Consider the following 26,786-nt stretch of genomic DNA (forward strand, 5'->3'; position numbering starts at 1 on the left):
CCTCACTTGGTTGCGCTCGTGCGCGCCGGTGCGAAGTTCGTGAATGGAAAACTGATCGAACGCAACACGGGGAAGGACGCCGCGTGATTCACGCCACGCGTTCCACAACATTTGACGATATCTCGATGCACATGTCGATGTTGGACATCAAAGAAGGCAGGACAGACCATGAAGACCTCGCCTCGGACCCGAGGCTTCGCCAGCCCGAAGAGGAATGACGGGGGCGCAGTTCGTTCTGCGCTTCGGCGCGGTGCTTCGCGAGATGTCGGGGCGCCGAGGATGCCATCCGCAAGGCCAATGACATGGTGACTATGGTTAACGAGGAGCTGAAACGAGCGTACGACGACTTGGAGGCCTTCTCGTACAGCGTCGCCCATGACCTCCGCGCTCCGTTACGAGCGATCGATGGATTCTCTCAGATCCTGGCGGAGGATTACGCGGCGCAATTGGATGATGAGGCGAAGCGTGTGGTCGGGGTTGTGACCGAAAACGTCCGGCGCATGGAAGCCCTTATCGACGACCTCCTCAGCTTTTCCCGTGTCGGTCGGGCCGCGATCACGACTCGTCTGGTTGATATGGCACCGATCGTTCGCGAAGCAGCCGACTGGATGCGCGCGCTCGAACCAGAGCGGAGGATCGATGTGGGGATCGGACCGATGGGTCATGTCCCGTGTGATCCAGCGATGATCAAACAGGTGTGGACGAATCTACTCGCCAACGCTTTCAAGTTCACGCGTTGCCGCGCCGTCGCGCACATCGACATACGCCGTGAGGACCGTCCGGGTGAGGTTGTCTATTCGGTGCGGGACGACGGGGCGGGCTTCGACATGCGATACGCGGCCAAGCTTTTTGGGGTCTTCCAGAGATTGCACCGGGCGGACGAATTCGAGGGCACCGGTATCGGTCTTGCACTCGTTAGGCGCATCGTGCTGAGGCACGGCGGGTGGGTGGCGGCCGAAGGGGAAATCGACAGAGGGGCAAGCCTCTCCTTCGCGCTTCCGACGCAAGAGTGGGCGGTGCACCAATAGCGATAGGGGCACGGGCTGTGGAACTCGATGCAGGACAGGTCGCTGGGCCGCGCTACATGTTGTTGATCGAGGACAACGTGAGCGACGAAAGGCTGACGAGGCGCGCGCTTCAAAGGGCCAACATCCTGAACAGGCTCGAAGTTGTGCGCGACGGAGTTGAGGCGATCGACTTCATCTACCGGCCGTCGGCGGACGGTGGAATGCGGGAGCTACCGGCGGTCACCTTGCTGGATCTCAAGCTTCCGAGAATCGATGGCCTGGAAGTCCTTCGACGGATCCGGGAGGATGAGCGAACTCGGTTGATGCCCGTCGTCGTGATGACCTCTTCGAAGGAAGAGGAAGACATCCTCGCCGCGTATCAGCTCGGATCGAACGCTTATCTGCGAAAGCCCGTGGATGTCGCCGACTTCGTGGTGGCGGCGCGCGTGCTTGGATTGTCCTGGCTGCTCATGAATGAACCACCGCCCGGGGTGCCATCGTGAGCGCTGCAAGCAGGATCCTTATCCTTGAGGACGTGCTCGCGGACGCCAAGCTTATGGAGAACAAGCTGCGCCGCGCAGGCATCAAGTACGAAGCACGTGTGGCGGACGGAAGGGCCGCGTACGTCCGGGCGCTTGAGGAGGCGTGGCCGGATCTGATCCTTTGCGATTACACCCTGCCCGATATCGGAGGCTGCGAGGCTCTCGCACTTGCGAAGCAATGCTGCCCACAGGTCCCTGTCATTATCGTCACCGGTTCGCTCGGCGAGGAAGCTGCGGCGGAGGTTGTCGGACTTGGCGCCGTTGACCACGTTCTGAAGTCCGCCTTGCTTCGGCTCGGCCCTGCCGTCCGCCGCGCGCTGCAAGAGCGAGACAGAATCTGCCGCAGCGAGGAGGATCGCGAGGCCGCAGTCGAGGTTCTCGTACGTCGCGACCGGGTGCTGGAGGCCGTCGTCTTCGCAGCGGGGCGATTGCTGTCCGGTAGCTGGGATGATGAAGCCGATGCCATCCTGGCGTGTCTCGGCACGGCGGTTCAGGTCACCCGTGTACGCATCCTCCGGTTGCGCGAGGTACCGGAGGGCACGCCGCTCGTGAGCCTATTGAAGGAATGGGTGGCGCCGGATGTCGTGAGTGTGGATGGCGCGGCACTCGTGGATCTTCCGTTCTTCGATCTCGGATGTGCCGATTGGTACAATCGCTTGCTCGCGCGCGAAGTCGTCCATGGCTCCGTGAGGGAGTTCGCGGAGAGCGGGCGGCCTTTGCTCGAATCGCAAGGCGTCGTCTCACTCGCTTTGGCCCCGATCTTTGTCGGCGGGAGGCCGTGGGGTCTTCTCGACTTTGAGGATTGCGCGCGCGAACGTCCGTGGTTGTCGACTGAGATCGATGCGTTGCGCGCTGCTGCGGACACGATTGGATCTGCGATGGCGCGCGAGCGTGCCGAATCGGACCTTCGACTGTCCGAGAGGAGATCGGCCGAGGCTCTTTCTCTCCTGCGGTCGATCCAATCCACCGCGCCCGTGGGGCTCGCCTTTGTCGATGGAGACCTCAGGTATGTCAGCATCAACGAAAGACTTGCGGCCATCCAGGGGATCTCAGTACGGGAGTCCATCGGACGCACCGTCGCGGAGACCGGGCCGCACCTGGGGCCTTCGCTTGCGGACTGCTGCCGATACGTCCTTGAAACCGGCGAGGAGTTGGTCAACGTCGAGTCGCGCGGGGAATGCGCGCAGGAGCCCGGGCGCATCCGTTTCTGGCTCGGCAACTACTACCCGGTGTGCTCGCCCCGGGTTAACCTCGGCGTCGGCGTCGTCGTCGTCGACGTTACCGAGCAGAAGGAGGCCGAGCAAGAACGCAATGAGTGGGCGCGTGCTTCGGCGGCCTCGATCGCAGCGGCAACTGAGGCGCGCGATCCATATGTCGCCGGCCATCAGCGGCGAGTTGCTCGCATGGTGGATGTCATCGCTAACGAACTCGGTCTTGACCGAGACACCGTCGAAGGGATCACGTTGGCGGCCGAGATCCACGACATCGGCAAGATCGGTGTTCCCGCGGAGATCCTGTCGAAGCCCGGCCGTCTCCTCCCCGCGGAGTTCGAACTTGTCAAGATGCATCCCGGCAATGGCCGCGACATCGTGGCGGGCATCAAGTTCCCTTGGCCGGTCGCCGACATGATCCACCAGCATCACGAGGCCTTCGATGGGAGCGGCTATCCGCTTGGTCTCAAGGGCGAGGAACTCCTTCTGGGCTCACGGATCCTCCACGTCGCCGACGTACTCGAAGCGATGTCCTCACACCGTCCCTACCGCCCTGCGAGGAAAATCGATGAGACCCTCGACGAGATCGAAAAGGGGAAGGGGACTCAGTTCGATCCCGTTGTCGCCGAGGCGTGCCTGCGTCTGTGCCGCGAAGGCCGCCTCGATCTTGAGGGATGGAAGTAGCGTCGATGATTGCGCGCGCGCGCGAGGCCTTTCGATAGGCGCGACGTCCACGGGACTCGCTGAGAGGAGTGGTCGATGGAAGAAGGTGCGCAAGGTTTGTCGTTGCCCTCGGGCACGAGTGAAGAGAACGGGAACCGTCACATCGACGCGTGGATCAGGGGCAGGACGCACCGGCTGTCCCCACAGGAGTGGCGGGTGATAACCCTGGCCTTCGAGAACGTCGGTCCTTCCGGAGCCCTATCTACCCTTGGTATCGCGGGCCGGACCTTGGAGAGACATCGATCGTCGATAAGGCGAAAGCTTGCGATTCCACCCGGAGTGAGGTTCGACGAGTACGTCCGTCGGGTGTTCGCTGTCGAGGTCCAATCGGAGCGCTCTGCGCCGCTTGCGGAAGCAAGAGCGAATGATGAACGCCGAGTGAAGTGGCTGCTGCGTCTATCACTCGACGAGTTGCGCGAACTCGGCGCGTCAGCAAGGATCCGCGCGCGCACCATCCAGAGTCCCTTGGCTGCCGAGGTCGATGAAGAACTCGTGCGCGAAGCTGACGATCTCCGGGAAGTCGGGTTCGCTATGACCGAGCTCTATGAAGCGACGGTGCGCGCCATTCGCGCGAGGTCCGCTTCGATTGACGCAGGTGTCGGCTGATCAGTCCAGCCGACCGGGAGGGCGTCGTTCTCACGCCGACGATTCCGTTCTCACGCGGCACCGCGTGGTCTCCTCGCCGGCACCTGGCGACGATCGCTCCCGGCGGGGTCCAGTCGAAGCCTACGACGTCCACCTTGGTGCCAACGACGCGAGCGCTGACCGATTTCGCGTCAACTCTCCCCGCGGGGATGGAGAAGGTCTAAGGCCAAAGCGGAGCATGCAGCCGCGATTTCTACCGGATCCTCAAGAGGAACCAGTGCGCGGCCCGCCATCTGGCAACCCTGGGCCTCGGGTGTACCGAATAGCTCGCGGAGGTAGTCGATCGCCGCTCGGGCGACGTCTCTGGATCGATCATCAACCAAGAGGTGATTGACGCCGGCGGCTAAGGTCTCGGTCGGGATCGCGCGCAGAATTCTGAAAGTGTCGAGAGCGTCCTTGTCTGCGAGTCGATCCGGAGAATCCCTTCGCTCATAGATCTTGTGCAGCTTGGAAACCAGGAGAGCGGCCGGGCCCGCGACCATGATCACCAAGGAACGCGAGTCTGCGTGATCGAGGGATGCAACAGAGACCGGCGCGCGTTCGACGAGCACGGCTTCGAGACCTTTGGCCTTGCGCGCAACCTGATCGCCATGAACTCCGAGTCGCGCACCGCGGCGACCAGCCCCGCCGACAGCTTCTGGAACGAGCAGATCGACTTGGACATCACCTCTGCCGCGCCAGATGCCGGGTTGCCTGAGATCACGGACGAAGCCGGCATCCGTCATGGCTTGTTCGATCCGGGGCTGGTCGTGGAGTTCCGCCGGGTCGAGCACCAGATCGGCGTCGGTCGTGTACTCGGCGATCGCGAACTCAGCTGCACCGGTGTGGACGTAGATAGCCTGGGCGCCAACCAGCACGATCGCGTCGAGTTGCTCACGCAGGGCTTCCAGAGCGTCGAGCAGGACTCGCCGCGCTGCCACGTACTCGGGATCAAGAACGCCAGACATCTTCGTTCTGCTCCATCCATGTGATCAATGCGTCCCCCTCGGCCGGCCCGCGTCCGGGGCTTGTAAGCAGATCGGCAGCGACTTGGGACGCAGCCGCGTACGTGAGCCCGTCGCGCATCGCCGTCCGCTCGAAGACGACATCATCGAACGGCTCCGCCAGGATGACGTTCGCACCCGTATCCGCCGGACGGAGGTCGAGCTTCTTTGCCGCGTCAGAAATGGACGTCACGTAGAGGGCTGCGAGACGTGCCGGAGCGACGGCTGCGAGCTGAACGGCGGCAAAGGAGCCCGTTACCGAATACGCCATTCCGAACTCCCGGAGTCTTTCGAGAAGCGCCTGTGAACCCCGGGGTGCGAGAAACGTCTGAGTGCGGCTGGATCTTGTGAAAGCGTAATCCTGCACCCATCGGCGAATGAGACCCGGCCAGTCGACGGATTCGATCGGGCCTCGGCCTTCGCGTATCACGATCGCCTCGCGGTCGAGAAGTTCGACGACGCGCGAGACCGACGCCACCGGCGTTCGCGATAGTTCCGCAAGCTCTCTGACACCGTAGGGGGGCCGGAAGTCGCACAGTGCCCGCACAGCTCGTCCCGCGGTAGGGCCCTTCAATGAGCGAAGCGGTCTCTCGTCGGGCCACGGGCTGGAATCAGCGCCGGTACGTTCCACGAAGAGTGCGGGACGCTCAAGCGCCAAGCGCAAGTTCCCGGTCGCATCCGCGTAAGCAGCGCCGGCCTTGGCCAGTCGCTCGCGTGTCCTTGGCCCCAGGAAAGGTGCGACGATGAGCGGAGCCTCGGGACCATATCGACGGACCTGCTCGAGTACCGCCGGTACGTCCTTGGGGTCGATCCTTCTCTTAAACCCCACGATGAAAGTCGCCCCTTTCCCTTCCGGGCTGCGGATCTCTAGGAGGGCGTCGGGGCGCGATCTCGATTTGGCTCCGCCCCGCGTAGGGTCGCGCTCAAGGAGTATTACCTCCCACGACTCGGGAAGCCGCTCCTTCAGCGTGTCGACAAAGGATCGCAATAAGTCTGTCGCAGTAATCGCCTTATTCCACATGAGGTGGAACAGCTTAGTTCATGGAACACACTCGGGCAACCAGGGACCGCCTCCGTGCGGGGACCCATCGGAGACAGAATTCTGAGCCCGCGTTTCCGCAGGTAGCGGAGGCGGAAGGAATCGAACCCACCCGGCCCGGTGAAGGGCCGCACCGGTTTTGAAGCGTTGCCTGGGTACCTTGGCGGCCTGCGGGAGTGAGCGCTTTCGCAGGTCGTGCGGGTCCAGTGATAGCCGGGTCAACGGGGGGCGGCAACTCAGCGCCCGGGCGCGTCCTGTCGTTTGTGTAAGTGTGTGACCTCCCGGAGTCGTGCAGACCCCAGGAGGTCACGATGAACACAAGACCTGTGGATGACTCGGCGTCGACGGCGTCCAGGCCGGAGCGTCCAACGATTGATCCCGAGCCCTTCCGCACGGCAGGCACAGGTAACGGAACACGATCCACGCCGACCAGTTCGAGTAGCCAAGGCTCAACCCACCCGCAGACCTGCGGGAAAGTCGAGCTCTTCCACCAGACCCTCAATGAGGATGCTGCGCTCGACGCGTGCGACACGTTCGCCTGACCGGCCAGTCGCAAAGGTAGACGTCTTTGCGGCTTCGGAGCGACGGGGTAATGATAGAGCGATGCCGTCGAAGGCACCACACACACGCGCTCCTGACCTGATGCGGGGCGTTGCCGGCGGGGCGCTCTTGGGTGTTCCGTTGCTGTTCACGCAGGAGGTCTGGGACCTCGGCGAGACGCTTGACCCTCTCGTGATCCTCGCGCTCATCACCGTGGCCTTCGGCGCCGACGTGGTGCTCTCATACTTCGTCGGATTCCGTGCGGGACGAACCCACCGGCCGATCGAAGATGCGGTGGTCGGCTTCGGCCTGTCGGTCATCCTCGCCGCGGTCCTGCTCCTGGTCCTCGGTCGGATCCAGATCGGCATGCCGACTGGCAACCTGACCGGCCTCGTTGCGCTCACCTCCATCCCGATAGGGATCGGATTCGCGATCGGCAACGCGCTCGCGCCGCGCAAGGGAGGCGAGGGTGCGCGCGAGATGACCGGGGCGTCCGGAGACCTTCTTGCCGCGGCCGCAGGTGCCATCGTGCTCGCGCTGAACATCGCCCCCACCGAGGAGCCGATCCGGCTCGCTCAAGAACTCGGCTGGATCCGGCTCACTCTGCTGGTCGGTGTCTCACTGCTGCTTCCATATCTCATCGTGTTCGAGGCTGAATTCGGCGGTCGCGAGACCAGGCGCGCGCACAACGGGGCGACGCAGCATCCTTCCACGGAGACGGCGTTGGCGTACCTGATCGCTTTCCTTCTCTCAGGGGTCCTTCTGTGGGCCTTCGGACGCCTCGATGCGATGGATGGTCCTGCCCTGTCGGCAGTCGTCGTCCTTTCATTCCCGGCGTCTTTGGGCGCGGCACTCGGACGGATGCTGGTGTGAGCGTGCGAGGCATCAGGCGCGAACGCACCCCGTTAGAGGTCGCCGTTCTTCTCGTGTCGGCCGTCGCGGTTGCTGCGATCGTGATCGGGTTGCTCCTCGCACGCATCGCAGGCGGTAACGGTCCGCCGGACTTGCGTGTGTCCGTCGCGCAAACCCCGATCCATCGCAGCGGTGGCGCCGTGTATGCGGTCATCGTCCGGAACGTTGGAGGTGAGACCGCCGCTAATGTCGTCATCGAGGTTGTCGTGGGTGAGGAGACGCGAGAGATCAGCCTGGTCTCCGTCGCGAAGGGTGATGACGAAGAGGCGGCCGCCGTCTTTCCGTCCGGTACGAGCGGCGAGCCGCGCGCGACGGTGACCTCGTACCATCGAGCGACGCGGGACTGAGTGTCCCGGCTGCGCGCGCTGTTTGTCGCGACGAACCGCCAGAGTGAGGCCGGCTTTCCGTGACGGCCACGTGACGCTGCGGATCTTCACTGTGAGTGAAGATCTCCCTACGTTCATTGATCGGAGGCCGGCCGTGATGTTCCTCTTGCTCCTCGCCGTGGTGCTTTTCCTGCTCGGGTTCTTCACAGTGAAGATCCTCTGGTGGGCTGCGGTTGTGCTTGCCGTCGTATGGCTCGTCGGAACGCTTCGCGGTCGTGGCCATGCATGACGGGAAGTCGGCAGACTCGATCTGCATCCCGCGGTGATCCCAGACGACGAAACGCTCGGGCAGCGCCGGGGCCCGATACGGACCTCGGATGGACCGCCGGCGTGGTTGGATCCACCCGCCATCTGGCAACCCTGGGCCTCAGGTGTACCGAGGAGCTCGCGGAGGTAGTCGATCGCTGCTCGGGCGACGTCTCCGGATCGATCATCAACCAAGAGGTGATCGACGTCGGCGGCCAAGGTCTCGGTCTGGACTGCGCGCAGGATTCTGAGGATATCGAGAGCGTCCTCTGCGAGACGATCCGGGGAATCCCTTCGCTCATAGATCTTGTGCAGCTTGGCGACCAAGAGAGCGGCCGGGCCCGCGACCATGACCACTGAAGAACGCGAGTCTGCGTCGTCGAGGGACGCAGGAGACAGCGACGCGCGTTCCACGAGCACGGCTTCGAGACCCTTGGCCTTGCGCGCGACCTGATCGCCGTGAACTCCGAGTCCAGCACTGCGGCGACCACTCCCGCCGACAGCTTCTGGAACGAGCAGATCGACTTGGATATCTCCGTCTTCGCGCCAGATGTCGGGTTGCCTGAGATCACGGACGAAGCCGGCATCCGTCATGCCTGTTCGATCCGGGGCTGGTCGTGGAGTTCCGCCGGGTCGAGCGCTAGATCGGCGTCTGTCGCGTACTCCGCGATAGCGATTCAGCCTCGCTCGGACCATCAACCAAGCCGGGATCCCGCTTCCCGGTGTGGATCTGTTCGGCGAAGTCTCCAACAGGTGACTCGCGCCTACGCGAATACGCGATCACGTCTTCGCTCGTAGCGGAGGCGGAAGGAATCGAACCCACCAGCCGCCGTTAGGCGGCTCACCGGTTTTGAAGGGCCTCCAAGTCGATACGAGTAGGTCTGGTTGAGATGGATCAAGACGTGTTGTCGCAGGTCAGACCTGATCCGCGGTACGAGTGCGTCCGATGGAGTGGAACGAGTTGGCGTGAGTTTGTCTCCATTCTTGGCTCCAATTTGCAGCGTCCTCAGCAACATGAACCTCGCAAGGGAGCGTCAGAGAAATGCTGCGCAGTCGGCGACGCGCTGGCAGATCTCCTCCCAAGTCGGGAGCGGATCACTACCGAAGTAGAGCTCCGGCATCGTCGCTTCGTAGGCCGCCCGGCAGCGGACCGAGGCAGACGTGGCTGGGTCAAATGCTGCGCTGGAGGCGAACCCGCCCTCCGGCCTGGCCGATGCGCCTTCGGTCCCGCCGAAGAATCTCCGCGTGATCTCGTCGATGCTATCGATGACGGCGAGGGTCTGATGCCGGTCCTCCAAGAGTCCGAGAACGCGTTCGTCGCCGAGCAGTTCGTGGACGTCGTAGAAGTGACGCCCGCTTCGAGGTTTCGGCTGCAGGCCGTCGTCGGCGATGAGTCGGAGCGAAAGCTCGTGAACGTGAACGAGCTTCTCGAGAAGGGTCCGCGCGGGATGGAGGACCGGCAGTTCGAATGGCGCGAGGTCCTCGTACTCATCGAGGTCGTCACCCGCTGCCGCGAGCGCGTCCCCGAGCAGCGAGCCGATGGCCACACGCTCATGGGGATGTGCGCCGCCTCGGACGCCCATCTCCAACAGCACGCTGGTTGCGATCAGCGCGGTTCGCTCGCGAGTGGCTGGATAGCTCACCGCGAAGGAACGGTGACGGCCCGACTCGGCACCACCGACGCCCGTGGTCTCGCCACCGACGCCGGCGGCCGCAGCCTCTCCCATCGCCTTCATCAGCTTGTCGACAGCACCTCTCCCGCGATCTCCGGGCAGCACGAGCACGTCGATGTCTTCGGAGAATCGCTCGATGATCCCGTAGCCCTTGGACAGACTCGTGCCGCCCTTGAAGATGAAGTCGTCGGGGAAGTTCGCGACGAGGACTCGGAGCACCTCGCTGACCCAGTAGTCCTTCTCGACCGCGGTCGCGCTGATGTCGAGGCGCTCGGCGACCACGTCCAGGGTTGGCCCGAACTCGTCCGAGTCGCGGAATTGCATCAGCTGCTCAGACCGCGAGCGCCAGATCGTGGCGAACCGAATCGCTGCGGGCGGGCCGGACAGCAGCCGCGTCAGCCGATCGGTCCATCGCCCCGAGAAGATGACGAAGCCGCTCACGAGCACGAGGCGGCTCGGTTGCCGACGCCCGCACGACGCGATCGAGGCGGAGGGTTCCGCCCCTCACCAGATCCGCGATGCGCTCGACGGCGGCGTCGGTCGAAACCTCGACGAGGGTGTCCCAGTCGCGAAGCACCTCGAGGAGAGCGACCTCGGGTGGTCGTAGCCGCTCGTCTCGGCGCTTGGTGCTCGCAGCGCGGCTGACGAACCGAACGGTGCCCGGGTTGCGCGGCACCCGACCAGGTACTGCGATCGTCTCGCGGCGCGGCACTTGTGTGGAGAGTCCCAGCGTGAGCGCTGCGCTCCAGCCGGCGGGGCCGGTGCCGGACGCATCGATCACCTCGTGGACGAAGCGATCGGGTGATGGGGGAGCCATGCCGAGTCGTGTCGGCGCCCCGCGCCAGTAGAGCCCGCGTCGAACTCGACGAAGCTCCTCGGCTCGAGCTAGCCGCGACAGCGCCTTCGCGACCGCTTCGGGCGAGCCGTCGAAGTCCTCGGGGCGCCAGAAGCGATCACGCGAGGCGAGGACCCGCTTACGGATCTCGGGCGCAACTCTTCCATCGCTCATGACGGGCATGGTAGCACCGTTGTCGGTAACTCGCTACGCGCAGTTGACAGAAGCGGGTGTGGAAGGGCCGTTTGCCCGATATTGGGGTGACCTGGGTGTGGCACCCAGGGCTCGCTGTCCTTGTTCGGTCTCAGCGCGAAGCGTTTGGTCGCCGCGATCGAGGAGCAAGTCGGCCCGCATCGCCCGGTTCTGCAACTCCGGTGGGCGACAGCGACCTCGCCTGAGGTTGTGGAGGTCGTCTACTCCGATCCCGCGAGCGACGAACTGCGCGGAATGCGAATCAGCCTTGCTCTAGTGCGGTCCGCGCCTGAGCGGATCAGGCAAAGCTCGATTGAGGAACTGGCCTTCGACATCGTGACAACAGGCGTCTTCGAACCGAGGCCGCCAGAGGACTTTCTGTTGCCAGACCATGCAGGCATTAGATGGTTATCGATGGATCGGTGGATCGAGGAAGTCAGTTGACGCAGCGTCTTTCCCAGGATGGACTGGCGAGGCGTTCCTGTGGGCGGACGTGGAGGGATTCAGTCTGTTTCTCCAAGCGTCCGATCGATGCCGGTGCTGGCTCCTTGAGTAGTGACCAGTGGCAACACCAGGCGACAGCATCAGATGGACTTCGCGAACAATGCGACGGGACGGTGGATCGGCAGATGGGCAAGACGCCAACGCGGTATGTCGAAGTCGAGTAGAGAGGACGCAGCAATGGATCTGTGCTACTGCTTTGCTGCGACCGGATATCTGGACACGATCAAATGAGGGCATGGCGGTGAATCGGCCATATGTTCGGATCGTCTTGGCGATGATGTTATTCGTGGAATGGTTGTGGGCAATCGGCTACGGGGCGATCGTGATCCTCGGGGAAATCGCGTTTTCGGCTCTTACCCCGGCGTCCGTCGCAAGGGGCGTCCTCATTTCCTTGTTCTTTTTCGTCATGCTTGTCACGCTGCCCTTTGCTGTAGTCGGTTTCCTCTGGCCTGGGAGGCCCTTTGCGCGCAAGCACGCCGCGATTGTGCGTGCGGCAATTTTCACGGTGGCGTTTGGAAACGCTCTCGGGGCTTTGGACGCGGCCCGCGGGCTGCCGGCAGGCGCCGGAACAGATCCACTCGATGCAGTGGGGGGTGCTCTCATTCTCTTGGTGGCGGCCGTCACCGTCCCAGCCTGCGTGCTGTATCAGCGACGGTTCTCCATAGCCGCTGAGGGCGATGAAGCGTCTAACGGATCAGGAGTGACCTGAGCGCTCGTCCCTTTCCCCGGCGTAGATTCACTGCCGAGTTCAAGCAAGAGGTAGTCGATCGGCATGTGGGTGCGCGGGGGGCTGCTCTGGGCGATCCGGCCTGTAGCCACACGACGTACAGGCGCGCGCCCCTGCGGGGACAGCCCCCAATCTTGAGTCAGCGGCGTCGGTAGACGTCTGCTCGGTGCTCGATCGTCAGGATGAAGACGACATGCTCTTCGCCGTCGATTCTGTAGATGATCCGGAAGTCGCCTCTCGAAGTCGCGTGAAGTCCCTCCAGTTCGAAGCGAAGGGGGTGGCCGACCCGCTGCGGGTTGTCGGCGAGCGATCCGTAGATGAACTCGATGGCCGCGGTGGCCGCTTTCTCAGGGATCCGACCGAGCGCTCTTCTCGCGGGGCCGGCCCATTCGATGTCGTAGGGCCTTCGGATGTGCGGAGTCACCGGTGCTTTGCGAGCCGGGCGGCCTCATCTTTGGTCAGGCGCCTGGCCTTGCCGGCGGTGATCTCGGTCTGAGCCTGGCGGATCTCCTTGACCATTCGCGGGTTGCTGAGGACAGCCAAGGTTTCTTCAAGGGACTCAAGATCTTCGAGATTCATGATTACCGCGGACGGCTGGCCGTGCTTCGTGATGATGACCCGACCGTGCGCGCGCTCTATGCGATCCACGACCTCGGACAGCCGGTTCTTCACTTCGCCCAGGGGAACATGTTCGCTAATTGCCATGGCTATAAGTATGGCCAATACGTCATGTTCGCGCAAGCGGCCCTGCCGCCTTGCGTATGGATGAGGGCGTCATGCGACCGAAATCATACGGACCACTCGGAAGTAGCTCGGAAGTCCGGCCCTTCCGAGTCAAGCCGGCCAAGGTGTCCGGACACGTGCAGGGCTTTGCCATTCGGCTCGGAGACTCCTGAGGGCGCTCGCGAGGCGGGCCGGCTGCATGAAGCGCGGCCCACACCGGTAGAATGCCCCGCCGTGAGGTCTAACGAGATCCGTCGCAGCTTCCTCGAGTTTTTCCGTGAGCGAGGCCACAAGATCGTCCCGTCGTCGTCCTTGATCCCGGACGACCCCACCCTGCTGCTCACCACCGCCGGGATGGTGCAGTTCAAGCCCTATTTCTTGGGTCAGAAGCCGATCGAGTTCCCGCGCGCGGCCAGTTGTCAGAAATCGGCCCGAACCACCGACATCGAGCGGGTCGGGCTCACGGCGCGCCACATGACTTTCTTCGAGATGCTCGGGAACTTCTCGTTTGGGGACTACTTCAAGCGCGATGCGATTCGTTGGGCCTGGGAACTGTCCACGGGGCCCTTCGGCTTGGACCCCGACCGGATCTGGGTCACGGTCTTCGAGTCCGACGACGAGGCGGTCGAGATCTGGCGCGACGACATCGGTCTGCCGGCCGAGCGGATCGTGCGCCGCGGGGCGGAGGACAACTTCTGGACGATGGGGGTCGCCGGTCCCGGCGGCCCCTGCTCGGAGTTGTTCTACGACCGCGGGCCGGCTTACGGCGAGGTCGTCGGGTTCCAGGACGGCGACCGGATCATGGAGTACTACAACCTGGTCTTCACCGAGAAGCAGGTGGACGAGAACCTTCAAGTCGTCGGGGACCTTCCGCGCAAGAACGTAGACACCGGACTCGGGCTCGAGCGCCTCGCGCAGATCTTGCAGAACGTTCCCACGGCGTACGACACCGACACGCTGCGGCCGATCCTGGCGCGCGCCGAGCAGCTCACAGGCTGCGCCTACGGAACCTCCGAGAAGACCGACATTTCATTGCGGATCATCACCGAGCACGCGCGCGCGGCCTCGTTCCTGATCGGCGATGGTGTGCTGCCCTCGAACGAAGACCGTGGATACGTGTTGCGGCGTTTGATGCGGCGCGCGGTTCGCCACGCGAAGTTGCTCGGTGTGGATGACGTCGTGCTGCCGCAGATGGTCGAGGCGGTGATCGACACGATGGGCGAGGCGTATCCCGAACTCGAGTCCTCGCGCGCGTTCATCACGCAGGTCGTCACCGGCGAAGAGGAAGGGTTCCGCAACACGCTGCGCACCGGTCTGGTGATGCTCGAGACCGAGGTCGATGCGGCGAAGGCTTCGTCGCAGACTTCGCTGGGCGGCGGCGTTGCGTTCAAGTTGCACGACACCTACGGGTTCCCCTTCGAGTTGACCATGGAGATCGCGTCCGAGGCCGGCCTGCAGGTCGACCACGACGAGTTCGCGGCACTGATGACCGAGCAGCGCGAGCGCGCGCGCTCTGCCCGCAAGGTCGTCCTGCGCGACGAAGACGCGTTGCTTGAGGTGTTGGCCGAGTTCGGCTCGACCGAGTTCGTCGGGTACCAGGATGCTGCCGGCGAAGCGCGGGTGCGCGCGATCGTGCGCGGGTCGGACCGGGTCCCGTCGGCCTCGGAGTCCGAAGATATCGAAGTGATCTTGGATCGTTCGCCGTTCTACCCCGAGGGCGGCGGCCAGGTCGGCGATCGAGGGATTATCGAGGCGGATGGCGCGCGCCTGGAGGTTTCAGACACGCAGCGTCGCTTGGGCGACTTGATCGTGCTCACGGCGCGCGTGGTGCAAGGCGAGATCACCTCGGGTGCCGAGGTTCACGCGAAGGTAGACGCGGACAAGCGCGCGGCGACCGAGCGCAGCCACACCGCGACTCACATCCTTCATGCGACGCTGCGGGCCGCACTTGGGGACCAAGCTCGCCAGGCGGGGTCGTTGGTGGAACCCGGGCGGCTTCGCTTCGACTTCTCGCATTCCAGTCGCGTCCCAACCGAGGTGCTGGCCGAGATCGAGGCGACCGTGAACGCGCGTCTGCTCGGCGACGATCCCGTGCTCCCGTACGAAACCACGATGGACGAGGCGCGCGACCGTGGCGCGATGATGTTGTTCGAAGAGAAGTACGGCGACATCGTTCGCGTGATCGAGATCGGCGACTACTCCGTGGAGTTGTGCGGCGGAACGCACGTGACCCGCACGAGCCAGATCGGTCTGGTGAAGGTGCTGGGGGAGGCCTCGATCGGATCCAATCTGCGTCGCATCGAGGCGCTGACCGGCGCCGAGGCCGTTTCGGAGTTTCGTCGGTCGCAAGCGGTCTTGGATCACATTGCCGCGTTGCTGAAGTCCTCGCCTGAAGAGGCGCCGGCGCGCGTCGAGAAGTTGCTCGCGGACCTAAAGGCCGCCGAGCAAGCGGTTCGAAAGCAACAAGCGGCATCCGAGCGCGAGCGCGCGTGGGACTTGGCGCGCCTCGCGGAGCGCATTGGAGAGACCTCGGTCGTGGTGGCCGAGGTGCCCGGGTTGCGAGTGGACGAACTTCAGCGCCTTGGGGTTGCCGTGCGCGAGACGCTGGCCGGACCAGCGGTAGTTGTGCTCGGATCGTCGGTGGACGAGCGCGCGGGAATCGTCGCAGTGATCGACAAGACCACCGGCGCGCGCGGGATCAAGGCGCGCGCGATCATCGCCGACGCCGCGCGCGCGATCGGCGGCGGCGCGGGAGGAAAGGACGAGGTTGCGACCGGAGGCGGCAACCGGCCCGAAGGGGTGGCTGAGGCGCTGCGTTTGGCGCGCGCCACCGTTGCCGAGGTGCTGGCGTAATGGCGCGCTGGCTCGGCATCGACCTGGGAACACGTCGGATCGGTGTGGCCATCTCGGACGGCAAGGGGTTGGTTGCGACGCCGTACGCGGTCCTGGATCGCACCAGCGACGAGCGCGACGCGACCGCGATCCGCGAGATCGCCGCGGCCGAGGGCGCGCGCCAGGTGGTTCTTGGGCACCCGCTGAGTTTGGACGGGACCGCAGGCCATTCGGCGATGGTGGCCGAGGGCTTTGCTGAGAAGCTCAAGGAAATGGGCGTGAAGGTCAAACTCTGGGACGAGCGCTTTACAACGGTGGAGGCCGAGAAACGCTTGAAGTCCGGCGGCGCGGGAGGCAAGCGACGGCGTGCGGTCGTAGACAAGGTGGCGGCTGCCGTGCTGCTTCAGGCATTCCTCGACGCGCGAGGCGGATGAGTTCCGGAGAACGCCTGTCGCCGGCTGCGCCGAAGCGGAGCAAACTCGGCCGACGGATCTTCCTGACGGTTCTCGGCGTCGCCGTGCTCGTGACGCTTGGGACGGCAGGGTACGTCCGTTGGGCGTTCGGGGGGACGGAGCGCGGCACTCAGGTAAGCATCGTTGTTCCCAATGGCGCGACCACCACCGCTATCGCTGATCTGCTGGCGTCGGGCGGCGTTGTTCGTTCGGCTTTTGTCTTCCGGTTGGCTGCTCGATTCCAAGGCGTCGAAACCGAGTTCAAGTCCGGCGAGTACAAGATGCGAACCGGTCTTGGGATCTCAGAGGCGATCCGGCTCCTTCGCAAGGGCGTCGTTCCGGAAACAGTGCGCTTCACGGTTCCCGAGGGCAAGACCGTCGGGGAGGTCGCCAAGATCGTCGAGGCCGAGACGCACATCTCTGCCAAGGACTTCATCGCCGCGGCTACGAGCGGAAGAATCACCCCCGGCGGGTTCGGCGCCCCGGCGGGGAACCTCGAAGGGTTCTTGTTCCCGAAGACCTACGAAGTAAGGGTCAAGGCCACAGCCGAGGATGTCGTGGCGATGATGGTGCGCCAGTTCGAGCGGGAGGTCGCAGGGTTGGGGGTTGCCCAGGCGGCGCGCGCGCTCGGAATTACGCCATACCAGGTTGTGGTGGTGGCCGGCATGATCGAGCGCGAGGCGAAGGTGGAGCGCGACCGTCCGCTGGTGGCTTCGGTCATCTACAACAGATTGCGCATCGGGATGCGCTTGCAGATCGATGCAACCGTTCAGTACGCGTTCTTGTTGCGTGACGGCAGTTACAAGACGCGTCTGTTGTATTCGGACCTGGAGATCAACTCGCCCTTCAACACCTACAAGATCCCGGCATTGCCTCCGGCGCCGATTGCCTCGCCCGGGCTCGCCGCGCTCCGCGCGGCATTCGCGCCCGCGTCGAGTGACTTCCTTTACTACGTGCTGAGCAAGGACGGCCGCTCGCACTGCTTCGCGCGCGACAACGCGGGGTTCCAGCGGTGCCGGAGTGCGGCGTGAACGGCGCCGGGCATCTTGCCTGCATCATCGGTTGGCCTGTGAACCGGAGCCTGTCGCCGCGCATTCACCAGGCGGCGTTCGAAGCCTTGGGTCTTGACTGGACGTACATCGCGATCGGCGTGCGACCGGGCGCGGCTGCCGAGGGCATCGGCCTGCTGCGAACGCTCGGGGTGGACGGTGCCAACGTAACCATGCCGCACAAGGAAGCGGTTTGCGGGCTTCTCGATCGCCTTGAGGAAGAGGCGGCCGCAATTGGGGCCGTAAACACGATCGCGCGAGACGGCGACGCCCTGGTTGGCCACAACACCGACGGCCTTGGGTTTCTGCGTTTCCTCGCCCACGATGCCGGCTTTGATGCCCGCGATCGGGACGTGACGGTGCTTGGCGCGGGAGGCGCGGCGCGCGCGGTTGTGCGGGCGCTGGCCGGCGCGGGCGCGCGCGTGACGGTTTGCGCCCGGCGGCCGGAGCGCGCGGCGTTGGTTGCCGGCGTCGCCGAGGGTGTGGCCACGGCGGAATGGGGCGTACAGGTTGCCGCCGATCTGGTTGTGAACGCGACGCCGGTTCGGGAAGCCCTTCCCGTGCGGTTCGCGCCGGAGATGCTTGCGGTGGACATGATCTACCAGGCGCCGGAAACCTCGTTTGTGTCGCAGGCGCGCTCGGCCGGCGCGCGCGCGTTCGATGGTCTAGGAATGCTCGTGCACCAAGCGGCGCTCTCGTTCGCGCTCTGGACGGGCGTGGATGCTCCCATAGAGATCATGCGCGCGGCCGCCGAGTCGGCGCTGCTTGAGTCCTAGCGTCCGACCCGCCCGGTAAAGCGCGCTTCGGGCGCTGCCGACACTCCCGGTAGACAAGCGCGTTCCAGGAGAGGTTGTCCCGGGCTGGCCCGGCATCCGTTTCATGCCGATACACGGCATTGCTCCTCGGACGCGCGGAGGGATGGATGGGGAGCAACTCAGAAGCGTTCGACGTCGAGGACCCGGCCGAGGGCATCGGATCCGAGGCAAAGACCGACGCGCCCCCGGTGCGGCGAACGCAAACGCTCGGCGAGATCCTCGTCGAAGAGGGCGCGATCAGCCGCGACCAACTCGAGGCTTCCCGGCGCGAGCAGGCCAGGACGGGACGGAGCCTGGGGCGAGTCTTGGTCGAGTCGGGGTTGGTCACCGAGTCCGTGCTCGTTTCCGCGCTGGCGCAGCAGATCGGGATCCCATTTGTCGATCTTGCGGAAACGCAGATCGACCCCATGGCCGCGTCGCTGATCCCGGAGGCGATGGCACGCCGCTACGGTGCGCTTCCCATCGCGTTCGACGAAGACAAGCTGGTCGTCGCGATGAGCGATCCCGGCAACGTGTTCGCGATCGACGATATCCGCACGCTCACCGGACGCGAGATCCGCACGGCCATCGCGACTCGAGCCGACATCACCAACGCGATTACGCGCTCGACGCGGGACGACGCACAGGTTGGAGACATAGCCGCCGCCGCGGCGGCCGAAGAGCACGAAGTCGACGATCTGTCCAAGCTTCGTGAGGCGGTTGACGATGCTCCGATCGTCAAGCTCGTCAACCTGCTGATCACGCGGGCGGTGAACGAGCGCGCATCCGACATCCACATTGAGCCGCAAGAACGGGACGTGCGAATCCGCTACCGGATCGACGGCGTGCTTCACGAGGTCATGCGCTCGCCGAAATCGATTCAAAACGGCGTGCTCTCGCGCCTGAAGATCATGGCCGACATCGACATCGCCGAGCGGCGAATCCCTCAGGACGGCCGTGTGGGGCTGGTCGTGGGCGGCAAGGCGATCGACCTTCGAGTCGCGACGATGCCCACCGTGCACGGCGAAAAGGCCGTCATCCGAATCCTGGACAAGTCGCAAGGCCTCCTAAATCTCAACGATCTTGGGTTCTCCGAGCACAACATGGAGATGTTTGAGGCGAGCTTTCGAAAGCCGTACGGGATGATCCTTGTGACGGGCCCCACGGGATCGGGGAAGTCGACCACTCTGTACGCCACGCTGAACATCCTCAACACGGCCGATGTGAACGTCATTACGGTCGAAGATCCCGTTGAGTACCGAATGAACGGCGTCAATCAGGTGCAGATCAACACGAAGGCCGGACTGACTTTCGCGGGCGCGTTGCGCTCCATCTTGCGTTCCGACCCGGACATCGTTCTGATTGGAGAGATCCGCGATCAAGAGACCGCTCAGATCGCGGTCCAGGCAGCACTCACCGGTCACTTGGTGCTTTCGACGTTGCACACCAACGACGCTCCTTCAGCCATCACGCGCCTGGTCGAGATGGGGATTGAGCCGTTCCTAGTGTCTTCGGCGGTGGACGCGGTTCTTGCGCAGCGCTTGGTTCGCAAACTGTGCGGCCGGTGCAAGGAGCCCTATCAGCCTACGGTGGAGTCCTTGCGAGAGGCGCGGGTTCCGCTGCGTGCGGACGGATCGGCGCCGCTGCTGCAGCGCGCGGTCGGCTGCAATCACTGCGGAGGAACCGGATACCGGGGCCGGATGGCGGTCCACGAGGTCATGACTATGTCCGAGGAGATCGAACGTCTGACCGTCGAGCACCGCTCAAGTGAGGAGATCGGCCGGACCTCATGCGAGCAGGGGATGCTCACGTTGCGACAAGACGGGATCTTGAAGGTCCTCGCGGGCGAAACCAGCATTGAGGAGATCTTCCGGGTCATCGTCTAGTCGCGGCCGATCCGGGTCAAGCCGGGCGCGCGCCGCGCCGATGCACTCGGTGAGTGGGAGAGGCGCAGGGGAGGACATGGCCGCACCAAAGCCGTTGGGAGAGGTGCTCGTCGAGGAACGTTTGATCTCGCGCGAGCAATTGCAGCGCGCTCTGGAGCGCCAGCGCGAGACGGGGCGTCCGCTCGGCAAAGTCCTGCTGGAGATCGGGGCAGTCACGGAAGAGGCCCTGGTCGAAGCCGTGGCCACACAGCTTGGACTCGCGTACGTGGATCCCGTGAGTTCGCCGCCGCCGCGCGCCATTGCTTCCCTGGTTCCGCGGGACGTCGCGCTACGGCATGCTGCGATCCCGTTCGACCTGGAGGGCGACCGGCTGGTGGTGGCGATGGCCGAACCGACGAACAGGGCCGCCCTGCGGGAGATCGCCGCGCTGACCGGGTACGAATGCCGGCCGGCGCTGGCGATTCGCCGCAACATCGATGAAGCGATCGAGGCGGCGCACCAGCATCCGTCGCTTGATCCGCTGGAAGACGTGCTGGAACCGGTGGTCGGATCGGCGCCGGCGCGCGCCGAGATCGACGACAAAGACGTCTCGATGCACGACCTCCTCGATCGTTTGCTGGAAGAGGGGGGATCCGATCTTCACTTGACGGTGGGAACGCCACCGGTCGTCCGGCTGCACGGAGGTCTCGCGAGGCTGGAGGACTACCCGGTGTTTCAGCCGGCGGACCTGCGAAAGCTCATCTACTCAATCCTCACCCAGCGGCAACGTGAGCAGTTGGAGGCGACGCTGGAGTTGGACCTCGCGTACTCGTTGCCGGGGCGCGCGCGCTTCCGCATCAACGTCTACTTCCAGCGCGATGCTATCGGTGCCGCAATCCGTCTGATTCCGTTCGAGATTCGACCGTTGGCAGACCTCGGGGTTCCGGCGAAGGTTGCGGAGTTCGCCTCGCTGCCGCGCGGACTCGTGCTGGTCACCGGACCGACGGGATCCGGGAAGTCCACGACGCTCGCGGCCGTGGTCGACGTCGCCAATTCACAGCGCGACGACCACATTCTGACCGTCGAGGACCCGATTGAGTACTTGCACGAGCACAAGCGCTGCATCGTCAATCAGCGCGAGGTCGGCGCGGATACCAAGGGCTTCGCGGCCGCGCTGCGTTCTGCGTTGCGTCAGGATCCGGACATCATTCTTGTAGGAGAGATGCGCGACCTCGAGACGATCGCAACGGCGCTGACCGCCGCGGAGACCGGACACCTCGTGTTTGGAACACTGCACACCCAGTCTGCTCCGGAGGCCGTCGACCGTGTGATTGACGTGTTTCCCCCACACCAGCAGCAGCAAGTTCGAGTGCAGTTGGCGGCAACGATTCAGGGGATCGTGACTCAGCAGTTGCTCAAGCGCGCCGACGGCACGGGGCGCGTCATTGCGTGCGAGATCTTGGTGGCGACGCCGGCGGTGCGCAACCTGATTCGTGAGGGCAAGACGCACATGATCTACTCCGCGATGCAGGCGGGCGGGCAGTTCGGGATGCTGACGATGGACCAGTCGCTGGCGAACCTGGTGCGCGCGCGCACAATTACCTACGAACTCGGGCTCGATCGCTGTCATAACCCCGAGGACTATGCCCGCTTGTGCGGGAAGGCCTGATCATGGCGACGACATTCGCATACAAGGTTCGAGATCATTCCGGGAAGCTGGTCGCAGGAACCCTTGAGGCGGATTCCCAGTCGGCGGTGGTCGGCAAGCTACGCGACATGGGCTACGCGCCACTGCTCGTCGAGGAGCAACGTGCGAGCCTGGGCACGAAAGAGATTCAGCTCCCGTGGAAGAAGGGCGTCAAAGCCAAAGACGTGGCGGTGATGTCGCGTCAGTTCGCGACGATGATCACCTCGGGATTGTCGCTCCTGCGGGCACTCAACATTTTGTGCGAGCAAACGGAGAACCCGGTGCTTGCGCGCGTGATGGGAACCGTGCGCCAGGACATCGAAAAGGGGCAATCCCTTTCGCAGGCGCTGCAGCGACACCCGAAGGTATTCACGCCGCTGTACGTGTCGATGGTGCGCGCCGGCGAAACCGGGGGAGTGCTGGACACGGCCCTGCTGCGCCTGGCCGAAACCCTCGAGAAGGAAGTGGCGCTTCGCGGCAAGATCAAGAGCGCGATGACGTATCCGGTTGTCGTGTTCGTCCTGGTGATCGTGATCGTGTCGGCCATGCTGATGTTCGTGGTTCCGACCTTCAAGAATTTGTACGCGGACCTCGGTGGGACGCTCCCGCTGCCCACGCGCATGCTGATCGCGGTGTCGGACAGCGTGCGCAAGTTTGCGCTCATCTACACGGCCCTGCTTGGTGGTGGAACGGTGGCGCTTCGGCGCTGGATCAAGACCGAGGGTGGCCGCGCGAAGTGGGATGCGTTCAAGCTTCGCGTGCCGGTCTTCGGATCTTTGTTCCACAAGACCGCGCTGTCGCGCTTCGCGCGGACCCTTTCTTCGCTGGCGCGGTCCGGTGTTCCGATTCTGCAGGCCCTGGACATCGTCAAGGAGACGGTCGGCAACGCCGTCGTCGCCAAGGCGGTCGGGGCGGTGCAGTCGGCCGTAAAAGAAGGATCGAGCATGGCGAAGCCGCTCGAGCAGTATCCGGTGTTCCCGGCGATGGTTGTGCAGATGATGGCGGTCGGTGAGGAAACCGGAGCACTAGACACGATGCTGGAGAAGATCGCCGACTTCTACGACCAAGAGATCGATGCCACGGTGGACGCTTTGACATCGCTGATCGAGCCTATCCTGATCGTCGTCATGGGCGTGGCGGTTGGCGGAATGGTCGTCGCCTTGTACTTGCCGATGTTCAACATCATCAATCTCGTCAAGTAGGAACCCTTGTTGTCTCCCGGCGCAATCGCGCTTCGTTGTGGCCTGAATCTATGGCCAATTCGGCCGATAGGTACCAGCTCTATCGTGGGGTTTCGCACCCTCCGGCCGGATCTGCGAAGAACCTGGGGGCTAGTCACTCAAGTCTGACCCAAGTGTGTGCCGATACCTGATTTCGAAAGGGCTCGCACGGTGCGGCCCGAGGGAGGTGGGCAAGAAATGTTGCAAGCCATCCGCAGTCGTCTCGGACGGGACGACAAAGGGTTCACCCTGATCGAGCTCATGGTGGTCGTTCTGATCATCGCAATCCTGATTGCGATCGCCATTCCGACGTTCATGGGCGCCCGTACCAAGGCGCAGGACCGCGCGACACAGGTAACTCTGCGTCAAGGCCTGTTGACCGCGAAGTCCTACTACACAGACAGCGAGACCTACGCAGCGACCGGAGCGGCCCTGCACGGACTCGAGCCGAGCGTCGCGTTTAGCGAGACCGTGGCGAGCGCTTCGCAGACTGTGATCGGCTTCACCGGAACCACCACGGACGTGGTGATGGTGCGTCAGAGCAAGTCGGGCAAGTGGTTCTGCATCGCGGACAGCACGACTGCAGGGACCACGTATGGAAACGGCGCGGCCCTGGCGAACGTAGACACGCTCCTCGAGTGCGCAGCGGCAGCCTGGTAACACCCGGCTTCGGAGGTCTGGAAGCGGCGGCGATCCCGCCGCTTCCACCTATTCCGGCTAGTGCGTTGTGATCAAGTCTGATCTGGTGCGCGCCGATATCTGCCGTAGGGGGCGGAGTCACCGGTGCGTCGGGATCGGTCGTCAGGGGGAAGTGTGGCAAGGCGAGGATGGGCGGCTCTGCTCCGGCTGCGATCGGAGGCGGCGGGCTTCACTTTGGTGGAGCTGATGGCCGGGCTGTCCATTCTCGTCGTCGGGTTCGCGGCGCTTGCATCGGCGAGCGGGGCCGGAAGTCGGCTTTTGGTCCAAGGGCGGCAGCGCCACCTTGCGGCCGGGGAAGCGAATGCTCGCATCGAACAAGTCCGCAACATCCCCTACGCAAACGTTGCCTTGAACGCTACGCCTGCGCACTCCACCGATGAGGGTGACCCGGACTACTTCGTCGATACGTTGGGCAACTTCGACGACGGAGGGGACGGCACTTACGAGCCACTGGTTGTGGGCGCCGACGGTGCGGTAGCCCACATCGACGGACCGTTTACCTCCGGAGTGACTCGCCTGACGGTGTACCAGTACGTCACTTGGGTGGACGACCCTGCCGTCTCGGGGGCACAGGACTACAAGAGGGTCGTCATCGTCGTTTCCTTCGATGCCGCGGCGAACCCCGGCCGCGCGCACACCGTGCACGCGTCGGCATTGCTCACCAGCGGCTCGGTAACCGTCGGCGGCAGTCAGGCCGGCGCGACCCAGGGCACGCCCTCGCCGAGCGCTACCCCAACGCCGACGCCTACGGGCGGATGTGCCGGCGACACGCAAGGGCCGACCGGGAGCTTCACCATCTTGTCGGGCACCGGTGCAAGCGAGGGGTTCACGGCCAGTCGTTCGGTGACGATCTCTGTCGCGCCCTCGGATCCCTGCGCGCCGATTTCAGTTGCCCTGTCGAACGACAACTCGACGTACGGGACGCAGTTCACCTACAACTCCGCGCTTCCAACCGTCTCGTGGACCCTGACGACCGGAGACGGCGGCAAGCACGTTTGGGCGCGATACTCGGACGCCCTCGGCAACGTCTCGACCGTCGGCCCCGTGGGCATAACGCTGGACGCGACACCTCCCGGAGTGCCCGGGACCTTGACCAAGACCGCGAGCTGTCAGGGGAGTTCGCGCACGGTGAACCTTGCGTGGGGATCGGCGTCGGATGCCCACTTGCTGGGATATCGGGTTTACAAGCGAGTCGACGCAGGAGCATTCCTCGCGCTGCTCACGACATCGGCGAACAGCTCCTCCGATACCGACTCCAAGACGCTGTCATCGCTTGAGTACCGGATCGTCGCATACGACAGGGCCGGAAACGAAGGGAGTCCCACGAATGTGGTCTCGCTGGCGAAGAACGCTTGCTCCTGAGCGCGGGCTGAGCGTGATCGAGCTGGTGGTCGTTTCCGCCTTGCTCGTGGTGGCTGTGACCGCGATGGTCACGGCGTTCGACGCTGCCCAACGCTCGACGATTCGACAGCAAAAACGCAGCGAGGTCGCCGACGATCTCTCCGTCGCGATGGCCCGGATGACCAAGGAGGTACGGCAAGCCGATGCCGTCCGGATCGCGACGGCATCGATCCTGCAGGTCGATACGTTCGTCAAGGGAACTGCCGTCACGGTGACGTACACCGCTTCGGGGACCACGCTGACGCGCGCGGTCGCCGGCGCGTCGGTGCCTCTGGTCCAACGGCTCACCAACACCAACGTTTTCGTCTACTCGCCGGCGCTGGGAAGTCCCGCAACGATCTCGATCCGACTGCGCGCGCGCCCCGAGCGCTTCAGCACGGATGAAGCGGTCGTTGAGCTGGCGGACGAAGTCAAGATGAGGAACGTGTCTCCATGAAGATCTCTCGCATGTTCCGCGAGTCGGAGAAGGAAGACGGAGTAGCAATGATAATTGCCGTCGTCTTGTCCGCGGTGATCGCCACGCTTGCCGTCACATCTTTGACGGTTGCGGTCCACGTGGACAACTCCGCGGCCCGGGGCCGGCATTGGGTACAGGCGCTGCACGTAGCTGAATCGGGGGTCGAGCAGACGATCGCGAAGATCCAAGCGGCTTCCGGCGCGTTTTCGGGGACCTTCTCGGGGGAAACCGAGGAAGGCAACTACTCCGTTACGGTGACGCGGAGTCCCCGGAACGTTTACACGATTGATTCGGTGGGACACGTTCGAGAGGGCCGCGACCTGTCCGCGACCCGCGCCCTTCGGGTGACGCTGGCGCCCCCGGCAGCCTTTAAGAACGCGCTGTTCTCGCAGACGATCGCGGCGACAAAGAACGGCGACACGATCAACGGTGACATCTGGGCCAATCAAAGCGTCATCGTGGAGGCCAACGCCATCGTCCACGGGAGCGTCACCGGGGCGACGGGATGGGTTGCGTTGCGAAACGGGTCGCTTGTCGACGGTGATGCGAGCGCCGGAGGCTACGATCCCGCTTCGAGCTACGCGGTGACGCTGGGGACGAACGCACGGATCGGTGGCGACGTCGTGGCCGCGGTCGTCAACCCGCCGGACCCGATCACTTGCGGTGGTGCGAATCCGTCGAACTACCGGGTGCAGATGGACAGCGGTGCACGGATCGACGGAGGCGTTACCACCTGGGGGAGCGTGACGGGTTCCGGGACCGTCGGGGGCACGATCTCGGCGAACATCTGCACCGCGGCTCAAGCGACGGTTCCGATGCCGACGTTCACCTATGCCGCTGCGAATTACGATGCGGCGACGTTGCACCAGTTCGGCTTGCCCGGCACGCCCTCGGAAACGGCCGTCGCCGACTTCCAGACACATCTAGCCGGTCAGGGCAACCAGTTGAGCGGAACCTTCTACGTCAACCAGGCGGGCTCGGTGAACCAAGGAACGCGGATCGACCTAACCGGTGCAACGATCGTGGGTGATGCCACCATCGTGACCAATACGCCGGTGTTCACGAACTCCACGACAGACAACGTGAGCGACGGCGTCGTGTTGCTGGCGTCGACATACCGTCCGCCCACCGGTTCAAGCTGTGACGTAAACCAGGACGCGAGTGAGTGCGCGATTCATCTGAAGAACAACTTCCAGACCTCGGGCAATACTGCCGTGCTGGTGTACGCCCCTTACGGTGCGGTGGCGGTAAAGAACAACGCGATCCAGTTCGGAGCGATCTACGCCGATGCGATCGAAATCAAGAACAACCAGAGCTTGACCTACGACGCTCGCATCGAGCGCACAGTGGGGTTTGGGCCGGTGACGCTCGAGATCGTCAAGTGGCTGGAGATCTGAGGCTCGCACACCCACGGGCGCGCGCGCGGTAGCCTGACGCCGACC

Annotated in this window: 26 protein-coding genes; 20 read left to right on the forward strand and 6 right to left on the reverse strand. The window is 64.2% G+C overall.

Going from position 1 to position 26,786, the window contains the following annotated elements; all coding sequences use genetic code 11:
• Positions 1–302: 302 nt before the first annotated feature.
• The 4 genes from WDA27_00005 to WDA27_00020 all read left to right on the forward strand — a co-directional run bounded on the left by WDA27_00005 (position 303) and on the right by WDA27_00020 (position 4,089).
• On the forward strand, positions 303–1,028 hold the full coding sequence (locus tag WDA27_00005) for an ATP-binding protein (GenBank protein ID MFA5889330.1): 726 nt from the start codon (positions 303–305) through the stop codon (positions 1,026–1,028).
• A gap of 17 nt (positions 1,029–1,045) precedes the next feature.
• A complete protein-coding gene (locus tag WDA27_00010) occupies positions 1,046–1,510 on the forward strand; it encodes a response regulator (GenBank protein MFA5889331.1) in 465 nt (154 codons plus the stop codon).
• Entirely contained in the window at positions 1,507–3,444 is a 1,938-nt protein-coding gene (locus tag WDA27_00015) for an HD domain-containing phosphohydrolase (protein ID MFA5889332.1), read from the forward strand. Before WDA27_00010 ends, WDA27_00015 begins: the two co-directional genes overlap by 4 nt.
• 318 nt (positions 3,445–3,762) lie before the next feature.
• The gene (locus WDA27_00020) at positions 3,763–4,089 is read left to right on the forward strand and encodes a hypothetical protein (GenBank protein ID MFA5889333.1); all 327 of its coding nucleotides are present in this window, start codon (positions 3,763–3,765) and stop codon (positions 4,087–4,089) included.
• A gap of 170 nt (positions 4,090–4,259) precedes the next feature.
• Here the strand turns inward: WDA27_00020 and WDA27_00025 are convergent, their stop codons facing one another.
• Complete coding sequence (locus WDA27_00025; GenBank protein MFA5889334.1) at positions 4,260–5,075, reverse strand: hypothetical protein; 816 nt, start codon at positions 5,073–5,075, stop codon at positions 4,260–4,262.
• Positions 5,059–5,940, reverse strand: coding sequence for a hypothetical protein (locus WDA27_00030; GenBank protein MFA5889335.1), 882 nt, complete (start codon positions 5,938–5,940; stop codon positions 5,059–5,061). Before WDA27_00030 ends, WDA27_00025 begins: the two co-directional genes overlap by 17 nt.
• Before the next feature lie 813 nt (positions 5,941–6,753).
• On the opposite strand from WDA27_00030, the gene WDA27_00035 reads away from it, so the two are divergent.
• The 4 genes from WDA27_00035 to WDA27_00050 all read left to right on the forward strand — a co-directional run bounded on the left by WDA27_00035 (position 6,754) and on the right by WDA27_00050 (position 8,594).
• A complete protein-coding gene (locus WDA27_00035; GenBank protein ID MFA5889336.1) occupies positions 6,754–7,563 on the forward strand; it encodes a DUF2391 family protein in 810 nt (269 codons plus the stop codon).
• Entirely contained in the window at positions 7,560–7,949 is a 390-nt protein-coding gene (locus WDA27_00040; GenBank protein ID MFA5889337.1) for a hypothetical protein, read from the forward strand. The genes WDA27_00035 and WDA27_00040 overlap by 4 nt, the downstream gene beginning before the upstream one ends.
• Positions 7,950–8,085: 136 nt before the next feature.
• Positions 8,086–8,217 carry a hydrophobic protein gene (locus WDA27_00045; GenBank protein ID MFA5889338.1) on the forward strand — a complete coding sequence of 44 codons (132 nt, stop codon included), beginning with the start codon at positions 8,086–8,088 and terminating at the stop codon, positions 8,215–8,217.
• A gap of 101 nt (positions 8,218–8,318) precedes the next feature.
• The gene (locus WDA27_00050; GenBank protein MFA5889339.1) at positions 8,319–8,594 is read left to right on the forward strand and encodes a hypothetical protein; all 276 of its coding nucleotides are present in this window, start codon (positions 8,319–8,321) and stop codon (positions 8,592–8,594) included.
• 674 nt (positions 8,595–9,268) lie between these two features.
• Here the strand turns inward: WDA27_00050 and WDA27_00055 are convergent.
• Together WDA27_00055 and WDA27_00060 are read right to left on the reverse strand one after the other, a co-directional pair.
• Positions 9,269–10,231 carry a nucleotidyl transferase AbiEii/AbiGii toxin family protein gene (locus WDA27_00055; GenBank protein ID MFA5889340.1) on the reverse strand — a complete coding sequence of 321 codons (963 nt, stop codon included), beginning with the start codon at positions 10,229–10,231 and terminating at the stop codon, positions 9,269–9,271.
• Positions 10,232–10,238: 7 nt separating this feature from the next.
• Positions 10,239–10,916: a DUF6088 family protein gene (locus tag WDA27_00060; protein MFA5889341.1), complete on the reverse strand. Its 678-nt coding sequence runs from the start codon at positions 10,914–10,916 to the stop codon at positions 10,239–10,241.
• A gap of 808 nt (positions 10,917–11,724) precedes the next feature.
• Between WDA27_00060 and WDA27_00065 the strand changes: the two genes are divergently transcribed.
• Positions 11,725–12,147 (forward strand): hypothetical protein, encoded by a 423-nt coding sequence (locus WDA27_00065; GenBank protein MFA5889342.1) that lies wholly within the window; start codon positions 11,725–11,727, stop codon positions 12,145–12,147.
• Between the two features lie 157 nt (positions 12,148–12,304).
• On the opposite strand, the gene WDA27_00070 is transcribed toward WDA27_00065, so the two are convergent.
• A complete protein-coding gene (locus tag WDA27_00070; GenBank protein MFA5889343.1) occupies positions 12,305–12,589 on the reverse strand; it encodes a type II toxin-antitoxin system RelE/ParE family toxin in 285 nt (94 codons plus the stop codon).
• Positions 12,586–12,870, reverse strand: coding sequence for a type II toxin-antitoxin system Phd/YefM family antitoxin (locus WDA27_00075; GenBank protein MFA5889344.1), 285 nt, complete (start codon positions 12,868–12,870; stop codon positions 12,586–12,588). The genes WDA27_00070 and WDA27_00075 overlap by 4 nt, the downstream gene beginning before the upstream one ends.
• A gap of 252 nt (positions 12,871–13,122) precedes the next feature.
• On the opposite strand from WDA27_00075, the gene alaS reads away from it, so the two are divergent.
• The 11 genes from alaS to WDA27_00130 all read left to right on the forward strand — a co-directional run bounded on the left by alaS (position 13,123) and on the right by WDA27_00130 (position 26,741).
• Positions 13,123–15,741 (forward strand): alanine--tRNA ligase, encoded by a 2,619-nt coding sequence (gene alaS / locus WDA27_00080; GenBank protein ID MFA5889345.1) that lies wholly within the window; start codon positions 13,123–13,125, stop codon positions 15,739–15,741.
• Positions 15,741–16,154 carry a Holliday junction resolvase RuvX gene (gene ruvX / locus WDA27_00085; GenBank protein ID MFA5889346.1) on the forward strand — a complete coding sequence of 138 codons (414 nt, stop codon included), beginning with the start codon at positions 15,741–15,743 and terminating at the stop codon, positions 16,152–16,154. The genes alaS and ruvX overlap by 1 nt, the downstream gene beginning before the upstream one ends.
• Positions 16,151–17,203, forward strand: coding sequence for an endolytic transglycosylase MltG (mltG, locus tag WDA27_00090; protein MFA5889347.1), 1,053 nt, complete (start codon positions 16,151–16,153; stop codon positions 17,201–17,203). Before ruvX ends, mltG begins: the two co-directional genes overlap by 4 nt.
• Complete coding sequence (gene aroE, locus WDA27_00095) at positions 17,200–17,997, forward strand: shikimate dehydrogenase (protein ID MFA5889348.1); 798 nt, start codon at positions 17,200–17,202, stop codon at positions 17,995–17,997. The genes mltG and aroE overlap by 4 nt, the downstream gene beginning before the upstream one ends.
• A 146-nt stretch (positions 17,998–18,143) precedes the next feature.
• A complete protein-coding gene (locus WDA27_00100; protein MFA5889349.1) occupies positions 18,144–19,901 on the forward strand; it encodes an ATPase, T2SS/T4P/T4SS family in 1,758 nt (585 codons plus the stop codon).
• A 76-nt stretch (positions 19,902–19,977) separates the two neighbouring features.
• Entirely contained in the window at positions 19,978–21,549 is a 1,572-nt protein-coding gene (locus WDA27_00105; protein ID MFA5889350.1) for a PilT/PilU family type 4a pilus ATPase, read from the forward strand.
• A gap of 2 nt (positions 21,550–21,551) precedes the next feature.
• On the forward strand, positions 21,552–22,769 hold the full coding sequence (locus tag WDA27_00110; GenBank protein ID MFA5889351.1) for a type II secretion system F family protein: 1,218 nt from the start codon (positions 21,552–21,554) through the stop codon (positions 22,767–22,769).
• Between the two features lie 216 nt (positions 22,770–22,985).
• The gene (locus WDA27_00115; GenBank protein ID MFA5889352.1) at positions 22,986–23,447 is read left to right on the forward strand and encodes a prepilin-type N-terminal cleavage/methylation domain-containing protein; all 462 of its coding nucleotides are present in this window, start codon (positions 22,986–22,988) and stop codon (positions 23,445–23,447) included.
• 153 nt (positions 23,448–23,600) lie between these two features.
• Entirely contained in the window at positions 23,601–24,848 is a 1,248-nt protein-coding gene (locus tag WDA27_00120) for a hypothetical protein (protein ID MFA5889353.1), read from the forward strand.
• A gap of 13 nt (positions 24,849–24,861) precedes the next feature.
• Positions 24,862–25,323, forward strand: coding sequence for a hypothetical protein (locus WDA27_00125; GenBank protein MFA5889354.1), 462 nt, complete (start codon positions 24,862–24,864; stop codon positions 25,321–25,323).
• Complete coding sequence (locus tag WDA27_00130; GenBank protein ID MFA5889355.1) at positions 25,320–26,741, forward strand: hypothetical protein; 1,422 nt, start codon at positions 25,320–25,322, stop codon at positions 26,739–26,741. Before WDA27_00125 ends, WDA27_00130 begins: the two co-directional genes overlap by 4 nt.
• Positions 26,742–26,786 lie beyond the last annotated feature (45 nt).

The sequence above is a fragment of the Actinomycetota bacterium genome (assembly GCA_041658565.1).
GTDB lineage: Bacteria > Actinomycetota > AC-67 > AC-67 > AC-67 > JBAZZY01.

Coding starts and splice junctions, on each gene's coding strand:
- WDA27_00005 (MFA5889330.1), top strand. CDS start 303: ATGGTGACTATGGTTAACGAGGAGCTGAAACGAGCGTACGACGACTTG.
- WDA27_00025 (MFA5889334.1), bottom strand. CDS start 5,075: ATGTCTGGCGTTCTTGATCCCGAGTACGTGGCAGCGCGGCGAGTCCTG.
- WDA27_00035 (MFA5889336.1), top strand. CDS start 6,754: ATGCCGTCGAAGGCACCACACACACGCGCTCCTGACCTGATGCGGGGC.
- WDA27_00045 (MFA5889338.1), top strand. CDS start 8,086: ATGTTCCTCTTGCTCCTCGCCGTGGTGCTTTTCCTGCTCGGGTTCTTC.
- WDA27_00055 (MFA5889340.1), bottom strand. CDS start 10,231: ATGCAATTCCGCGACTCGGACGAGTTCGGGCCAACCCTGGACGTGGTC.
- WDA27_00060 (MFA5889341.1), bottom strand. CDS start 10,916: ATGAGCGATGGAAGAGTTGCGCCCGAGATCCGTAAGCGGGTCCTCGCC.
- WDA27_00075 (MFA5889344.1), bottom strand. CDS start 12,870: ATGGCAATTAGCGAACATGTTCCCCTGGGCGAAGTGAAGAACCGGCTG.
- ruvX (MFA5889346.1), top strand. CDS start 15,741: ATGGCGCGCTGGCTCGGCATCGACCTGGGAACACGTCGGATCGGTGTG.
- mltG (MFA5889347.1), top strand. CDS start 16,151: ATGAGTTCCGGAGAACGCCTGTCGCCGGCTGCGCCGAAGCGGAGCAAA.
- WDA27_00100 (MFA5889349.1), top strand. CDS start 18,144: ATGGGGAGCAACTCAGAAGCGTTCGACGTCGAGGACCCGGCCGAGGGC.
- WDA27_00105 (MFA5889350.1), top strand. CDS start 19,978: ATGGCCGCACCAAAGCCGTTGGGAGAGGTGCTCGTCGAGGAACGTTTG.
- WDA27_00110 (MFA5889351.1), top strand. CDS start 21,552: ATGGCGACGACATTCGCATACAAGGTTCGAGATCATTCCGGGAAGCTG.
- WDA27_00115 (MFA5889352.1), top strand. CDS start 22,986: ATGTTGCAAGCCATCCGCAGTCGTCTCGGACGGGACGACAAAGGGTTC.
- WDA27_00130 (MFA5889355.1), top strand. CDS start 25,320: ATGAAGATCTCTCGCATGTTCCGCGAGTCGGAGAAGGAAGACGGAGTA.